At 52.4% G+C, this 7646-nt stretch carries 8 protein-coding genes; all 8 read left to right on the top strand.

The features are described 5' to 3' along the window. Positions 1-1325 precede the first annotated feature (1325 nt). From AYK82_RS15195 to AYK82_RS15160, 8 genes are read left to right on the top strand one after another with little or no spacing between them, the layout of a single operon-like run. On the top strand, positions 1326-1643 hold the full coding sequence (locus AYK82_RS15195; protein WP_068317905.1) for a hypothetical protein: 318 nt from the start codon (positions 1326-1328) through the stop codon (positions 1641-1643). 15 nt (positions 1644-1658) lie between these two features. After that, a complete protein-coding gene (locus AYK82_RS15190) occupies positions 1659-2390 on the top strand; it encodes a nucleotide-binding protein (protein ID WP_068317903.1) in 732 nt (243 codons plus the stop codon). Positions 2391-2397: 7 nt separating this feature from the next. Beyond that, a complete protein-coding gene (locus AYK82_RS15185) occupies positions 2398-2886 on the top strand; it encodes a hypothetical protein (protein WP_068317900.1) in 489 nt (162 codons plus the stop codon). Between the two features lie 10 nt (positions 2887-2896). Beyond that, the gene (locus AYK82_RS15180; protein ID WP_068317897.1) at positions 2897-3196 is read left to right on the top strand and encodes a TrbC/VirB2 family protein; all 300 of its coding nucleotides are present in this window, start codon (positions 2897-2899) and stop codon (positions 3194-3196) included. Beyond that, positions 3196-3522 carry a hypothetical protein gene (locus AYK82_RS15175; protein ID WP_068317893.1) on the top strand — a complete coding sequence of 109 codons (327 nt, stop codon included), beginning with the start codon at positions 3196-3198 and terminating at the stop codon, positions 3520-3522. The genes AYK82_RS15180 and AYK82_RS15175 overlap by 1 nt, the downstream gene beginning before the upstream one ends. Next, positions 3522-5876, top strand: coding sequence for a VirB4 family type IV secretion system protein (locus tag AYK82_RS15170; RefSeq protein WP_068317890.1), 2355 nt, complete (start codon positions 3522-3524; stop codon positions 5874-5876). The genes AYK82_RS15175 and AYK82_RS15170 overlap by 1 nt, the downstream gene beginning before the upstream one ends. Then, a complete protein-coding gene (locus AYK82_RS15165; protein ID WP_068317885.1) occupies positions 5858-6619 on the top strand; it encodes a hypothetical protein in 762 nt (253 codons plus the stop codon). The genes AYK82_RS15170 and AYK82_RS15165 overlap by 19 nt, the downstream gene beginning before the upstream one ends. Continuing rightward, a complete protein-coding gene (locus AYK82_RS15160; RefSeq protein ID WP_068317881.1) occupies positions 6612-7646 on the top strand; it encodes a hypothetical protein in 1035 nt (344 codons plus the stop codon). Before AYK82_RS15165 ends, AYK82_RS15160 begins: the two co-directional genes overlap by 8 nt.

The raw sequence follows: 7646 nt of genomic DNA, 5'->3' as shown, positions 1-7646 counted from the left end.
GGGACAGGTCGTAAGAACGGCTAGCCTCGGCCACCGTCGTCTTGCCCTGCAGGATCTCAATAACAAGCGCCGATTTGCGCTTCGCTGTCCAACGCTTGAAACCGTCTTCCAATGTCTCACTCATCGCTACCATTTTCCTCACTGTAGCATGAGCAGGAATTCACTGGGTCAATACATATGCTCGTTAGAAAAATAATAAAACAACCTTAGGTACATTTGCTTTAATGACATGGCCTGTCAATTATTGTGATGTAGAAATATGATGGTGAGAAGTAGAGAAGATGTTAATATTTGAATTCTATTGATTTAAAATATACGAAATCTCAACGGGATAGAGCAAATTGCATTTTGCATGACTAAAAACGCGCTTTATACATAAGCAATGTGTATATTTACATCTTTCTGTCAGAAAGGACGTGTTCAAATCGATCTAGAGGAGCTGCTTGCATCTAGCATATAAGCACAAATGGATTTTAAGCCCCTTGTAAGGGGTTTTTTGTGCCTGCTGATGTGGGGCACGCAGCGCCTGATTTCCTCTTCTTTGACGCTACAAATGCGCCTATCAGGGCGCATTTTCTGTTTTTTATCTTGACCACATTGGTTTCCCGATAATTTTCAAGCTTTCCCGTAAGAACGGCTCCAAAAATGAATCATTTTCCCGATGATTCCTGAAGTTTTGCGCTCTTTCCCGAAGTTTCCCGAACATTCCCGAAGTCCCTCCAAGTTTCCCGAACTTTCCCGAACATTCCCGAAATTTCCCATTTTCTCCGGTGGCAGGGTAATAAAAGTGTGCACACTTTTGCCTTGGCAGGCCCTGCCGCCAAAATGGCGGTCAGCTTATTCGCACCTGCGGCGCTCAATGCAATTTGGAATTGTGGAAAAAGTTAGACACAAGCTTAAGGGTGTATATGCCAAAATTGGCATTGATTTTCCTTGTGTTTATGTCTTCTGCATAATTTGCCTAAATATTTAAGATAATTGGCATTTATTTTTTGGAGAAACTGAGCGGTTTTCTGCTTTTCCAGTAATTCAACTCAAGGTATATATACTGCCACTTGCGACCCATCGCTTTAAGATGGTCGGGACAGGCGCTTTTTATGTAGCAGTGAAAAGCACCCGTCCCTTTGCAAGTACGAACCATAACTTCGCACTGCAATCAGGAGTAAGGCTACGCAAACCCCAAAATCTTAAGAGCGGATGGTGGCTTGTTCATTCTAAGCCCCATCACTTTGTAATTCTCGTAGGACCCCCTGCGAGTCAACGGGCACACTATGCCTGACTCTCGGTAATCTAAACAACACTTATTATCAAGGAGCGCAGCGGCGATGGCGAAAAACCATGGCGAGGCGAAGGCCGAGTTCGTCCGAAATTTGGTCGAGATCGAGACGTATCACGCAAAATTTCCAACTCTTCGGCGTGCATTCTGGGCGTTGAAGAAAAACAATATCGTCACAATGTCTGAGACGGCATTCTATCGGATTTGGAAAGAACGTCAGGAAAAACAGCTGTTAGAACAAACAGCTAGACAAGTTGCTGTGACCTCTCTCGACGAGCCGAAAGCCCTTTCCGCAGGTGTGGAAGGCACGCCGTCGACGCCCCCTCAAACGCATCCGAGTGATTTCAAGTTTACCAGTAAGTTCTAGTAGGAAAGTATAGCTGTGTCACAAGTACATATAGTCATTCAGGTAAAGGGCGGTGCTGGCAAGAGCTTCATCTCTGCAAGTCTTGCCCAGTATTTCGCCGGGGTAGAAAAAGACCTCATCTGTATTGATGCAGACAGCGGCAACCCGACGTTCAGTGGCTACAAGGGCCTGAATGTAAATCCTGTTGATATTCAGGATGGTCACAATATCAACCAGCGTGCATTCGACCAAATCGTCGAGAAATTCATCGAGGCGGAAGCGGAAACGGTGTTTGTCATGGACACCGGCGGCTCTACTTTCATGCCGCTGTGTGCCTATCTCAAGGAAGCCGATGTTTTACAACTTCTGCGCGATAACGGGGTGGAGGTTATGTTCCACGTGCCGGTTGCCAGCGGTGGGGCGGTGCGTGATACCGCCAACGGTTTGAACGCGCTGCTTGAGAACTTCACAGAAACGCCGGTGGTGCTGTGGCAGAACGAGCTTGAAGGGCCGGTCGTCTTGAACGGGACGCCGCTTTTAGAGAGCGCGCTTTACACCAGCAATGTCACGCGCTTCCACGCGCTGGGGACGGTGCGGCGCTGGTCTAAGGATACCTTTGGTCCTGACATTCAGGAGATGCTCGACAAGCGGCTGACCTACAAGGAAGCCTGCGCCAAGGACAACAAGGCGTTCTCGATCATGAGCAAGCAGCGCCTGCGCACGGTGTGGGCGGATCTTGAAGCCCAGATTTCCAAGATGAACCTGTAGGTGCCCCATGAGCGAAGCGCAACAACAGGACCATAGCGACAGCCTTGCACAATTGGTGCGCACCCCTGCGGAGCTGAAAAAGCTGGTGCAGCGCGAATGCGGCGTCAAGCTGGACCAGGAAGACCCGATTTCCATTTACGCGGTTATCGCGCAAGCCGCGCTTGAGGATCACCAAAAGCTGGTTGCGGCCACGTTGGAGGGGGTGCAGGGCATTGAACAAAGCCTGCTGTGCGCTTCACAGAAAGCGACCGATCATGCGGCTGAATGCCTGTCTGAGGCGGTGAGCGATGAATACGAAAAGATCGTTCCAGAGGTGGCGCGGTTGCGCGAGCAGCTCACCTCTTCAACTGCTGACAGCATCATGCAGGCGCTTACGCAAAGCGCCACTCAGTTGGGCGCGCTTCACCAGAAGCTGCGTTTCTATTTCTTCACAACATCACTGCTTACGTTTTTGAACCTGTGCGCGGTGGGGTTGTTTTTTGCAAACTTGAAGTAAGGCCAAGACTATGAAGTTTCTCAATAAATTTAACAGCATTACGGCAGGGGCAAATGTTGCTCTGTTGATGATGGTTGCCAATGCGCAGGCCTCCGATTGGGCCGCCCCTGCCAAGTCCTTGTTTAAGGATCTGGAAACCGGTTTGGTGGATCTGGCGGCCATGGTCGTTGGTGTGGGTGTTGCCGGTTACGGCATCTGGGCGGTGCTCAACGGGCGGATTGATTATAGCCGGCTGTTTCACTTTCTGTTTGGCGGGGCGTTGATCTTCTTTGGTCCTGCTGCGGCGCGCTCCCTGCTTGGGGCTGGCTAATGCGCGCCTCCAGCACCGTTTTAACGCATCTACAAACACCGCCAACCATCTTTGGCATGCCGCCGCTCTTCGCAATTTTGCTGTTTTGCGGGGTGTTCGTCGAGGTGGTGGTGTTTCGGATGATCGGTGGCAATGCGCTGGCATTCGGGGTGGTACTGGTCTCAGTACCCCCTGCCATTGGCTACAGCATTTATCTGCGCCGCCAGGATCCCCACTGCGAAACCATGCTGACCCTTCCAACCGGTTTTTATCGTGGCAAGGGCTTGCGCGTTCTCGTTGCCGGCTTACCGGCCACAAAAGACAAGAAACGGCGGGCGAAAAAGTAATGTTTGTGAGTACAGGACTAACATTTGCAGCTGCCGGTTTGGGCGCTGCCATGGCTTTCAAAAAATCGCGTAGCTGGGTGCTGGGTGACGTGGACCATGATTGGTTGGCGCACGAGCTGGAGTTCGACGAATTTGCCGAGGACGGTAAGACAGTTTTGTTGAAAGACGGCAGTGCAATGCGTGTCCTGACACTCAAAGGCCTGCCCTATGAAACCATGCCGTTTGAGCAGGAAACCTCCCAGTCACAGCGGCGGGCAAACTGGTTGCATCAGAACGTGACTGACGGGGTGAACCTGCGCTTGTTTGGGGTGAAACGCCAGCGGGACGCCTCTTTTGCCGCCGCTTGGCCGGCACCGTCCTTGGAGGTAATCGGCAAGGCGGAGCAGGAACTCTATTCCAAAGCCTATGGCATTGAGTGGTTTTTGGTGTTCTCAAGCAAGAAACCCAAAGCGCTTGAAAAAGCCTGCCGGTCGGCACTGCAAGCCTTGTCCGAATACAAGGTGCGCGATGTGCTCGCGGCTAAAGGCAGCAGTGAGCCCTGCCAGCTTACCCGGTTTATCAATTATTTGGTTTGCGGCGACTTGCGCGAAGATCTGCCACGGATCAGCCGCGCCGTGAGCGCATCAATTCCGGCCTGTGACTTGCGCTTTGACAAGTCGGGCGAGATCCACACAGCAACGCCTGATGAGCGGCTCGGCAAGGTGATCGGTGTGCGTTTATGGTCCACTGTCGCCAGCGGCCACATCATTGCGCAAATCCTTGCCCTGCATGGAGAGCTTGAGGTGTTTCAATATGCCCGCCCATTGAATAACGAGCGGGCGGTTGCGATCTACACGCGTCAAATCATGGAGCAGGAGAACAACTTCTTCGGCAATGACAGCGTGCTTGAAGAGCTGCACTCTTTGAAGGACGATCTTGTAAACCGCAAGAACACTTACTACGAGACCCAGTTTCAGATCACCATTCGCGCCCGCTCGCAAGAGGAAATGAGCGAGCTGATTGACGCGGTGGCGGAGATCTTGAGCAAGAATAGAATAGTTTATTCGGTGGAAACCGGCGGGGCGGCGGTCAGCTGGTTTAACCGAATGCCGGGGCGGGAGAAGGCCTTGCGCCCGCTCCGGCTCTATGATGTGAACCTTGCGACGCTTTGGCCGTTTCAGTATTCGCCGGAGGGGCTTTATTCAAGCCCGTTTGGCGACCGGCCTGTGCGGCTTTTTAAAACCCCGACCGCACAAAACTACGCCTTCCAGTTCCACGTCTCGGACAAGCCGCAAAGCGCGGGAAACTATCTGGTATTTGCGCCGACCGGTGCGGGTAAATCCACGCTTATCATGCATCTGCTTGGCGGGCTTTCCAAGTTCGCAGGCGTGCGCAACTACATCTTTGACTCCAAAGAAGGCGCGCGTTTCATGATTGAGGCCATGGGCGGCACCTATCAAGGCTATGAGGATTTGGCGCTCAATCCGCTGGATACGGATCTTGAAGACAAGGCCGCTTCCTTGCGGGCAATGGCGGTTCTCAAAGCCATGCTTGGCAATGCCTACAGCGAAAGCATGGATGATGATCTCAAGGTTGCCCTTGATATGGCAAGCGTGCTTACGCCGCCTGAGCGTACTTTGAGCAATATCTATGATGCGGCGTTCCCTGCGCGCAGCGAGATCAAGACCGCGCTGGCGCGCTGGGTGACCACGGCCAAGGGCAATGCGGGGCAGTTTGCCCATGTGTTTAACGAGCCGCGCGACCGGATCAGAGGCTTCTTGGAGCAAAGCCATTTGGTTGGCATCAATATGAACGAGGCGCTGGAAGATAGCAGCCTTGGCCCTGCATTGGTGGCTCATATTGCCACGGCGATTTCTGAAGCTGCCAAGGCCAATCGTGGCGGGTTTTCGATCTTTGTTGATGAAGCGGCCAATCTTTTGCAAAACGCCGGCTTCCGCTCTGTGGTGCTGCAAATGTTCCGCGAATACCGCAAGTTGAATGGATTGGTGGGCTTGGCCTTTCAAGATCCTGAAGCGCTGTATTCGTTCCCGGATGCGCAAGGGATGATCAAAAACGCGCAGACTTTGATTTTTCTACCCAACTCGCAGGCCAGCACCGAAAGTCTGGAGCCGTTTAACCTGACCGGTGACCAAATCGCCTTCATTAAGGGCGAGCGGCAGCTTGGCAAGGGACGGCATGTGTTGGTGGTCAAGCGCGATCTGTCCAGCGGATTTGATGAAAGCGCAATTATCGACGTGGATCTCTCCGGCCTTGGTGCGGATGCCTTGCGCTTCTATCGGGCCGGCACAACCGCCAATGCGGATCTGCAAGCAATCAAACAAAAATGGGGGGCGGAATGGCTCGCGCATATTTAACAGCCGCATCAGTTTTGGTGTGTCTGCTGGCAAACAGTCAAGCAGGTCATGCCGCAATGACTGTCATTGATATCAAAGGGCTCACGGAGGCCAAGCTGCAACTTGCCGAGCTAAAGAAGCAGGTTGAGGCGGCAAAAGAACAACTCGACACTTTGAAGAGTGTGCAAGATGAAGTGACCAAGACCATGGAAAGCATTGGTGAGGTTGGCAACATCTCCGTTCCTTCGGTCAACTTTACCAAAATGTCCGGGCAAATCATGTCGGACATGAATTGTCTTGTTCCCGACTACAAAAGTCTGATGCCGAACGTCAATTTTGATGACGTATCGCTTGGCTCCATATGTCAGCGCGGCGATGCCTACAAGAAAGGCTTGACGCTTTCGACCGAGGAAATGCGCAAGGGTTCTTGGCAGGAAAAAAGCGCCAAACAAAAGCAGGTGAGAGCCAATCGTGAGCGGGTGATAGGCAAGGCGACCACCAAGGGTATGGCGCATGCGGACAGTGCGCAGGAAGCGGCTGTTGAAGCTTTAAAAGCCGCGCAGGAATACAAAAGCGCCGGGTCCAGCGCGCAGACGGTCAATGCCAGACTGCAGGTGTTGATCGAGGTAAATGTCGCCCAGCTTGCCCAGCAAGCCCAAACAAACCAATTGCTTGCCCAGCTTCTCAAGGTTCAATCGGCGGCAACGCTAAATACACACGTAGGCTTGGAAGCGGGCCTAGTGGAGGGGGCCGCTGATGAGTGACAACTGTATTTCCTGCACGATCTTTGGTGAGTATGAGGCCAATTCCTCTGGGGTTGTCGATCAGGTCATGGGGCTGATTTACGAGCCTATGCTTAGCTTTTTTATTGCCATTGTTGCGATTTGGGTCGTGGTGCGCGGGGTGCAACTCAACACGGGCGGTCAATCTATGGCGGCTGTGGCCCGTGAGTTCATGGGTGTGTGCATCGGTTTTGTGTTGATGGTAGGGCTTGGAGAAGGCTTGGTTTCCAGCGTTTTCAGCGCAGTGGTGACAACCTTATCCAGCTTGGCGGCACAAATCATGGGAGCGGTGCAAGGCAATGCTCCCTCAAGTGGTATAGTTGGGCTGGTTGGGGCAGTCGAGAACGGTCTGATGTTCCCCATTTACATGGTGGACGCTGCCATAAAAGACTCAACTGTCTTTGGGGCTGTGGCTGTTTATCTTTGGGCGCTGGCCTTAGCTATTCCATTCTTTTTGTTGATGATTAGTTTTGTGTCGCAGGTGGTAGTGGCCTTGTTTCGGGTCACGATTATTTGCTCATTCTCACCATTTATTGTCATGGTGTCGTCATTCCCGTGGGGGCGTGAGGCCTTAGCCACAGCCATAAGGCTGTTGCTGAACTCAATGTTTGTTGTCTGCTTTGTTACAGCAGCCTTTGCCCTCATCCTGAGCAATATGCAGGGCCTCTTGGTGGCAGATCCCAATGCCGCGCCCAGTGAAGCCATGGGCATATCCAGCCCGACCTATTTAGCAAGTTTGTTTTTGGCGTGGTGCGGCACGGCTCTTGTGAGCGAGGCGGTGAATATCTCCGGCATGCTCTCCTCAGCTATCCAAGGCAATAGCGCAGCTGGTGCGATTGCTGGTGGTGGCACCATGGCAAGTAAGACGGCTGCGAAAAAAGCACTTTCTGTCGGATTTGGCGCAGGGAAAATGGCTGTTGGCGCTATCGCAGGCAAAATTGGGGAAGCTTCAGGCGGCAAACCCAAAGTGAAATCACCCAACGAAATTATAAAGACCGAGGCACCGTAA

Source organism: Polycladidibacter hongkongensis (assembly GCF_001561995.1).
Lineage (GTDB): Bacteria > Pseudomonadota > Alphaproteobacteria > Rhizobiales > Stappiaceae > Pseudovibrio > Pseudovibrio hongkongensis.
This window is presented reverse-complemented; position numbering and strand designations above follow the sequence as displayed.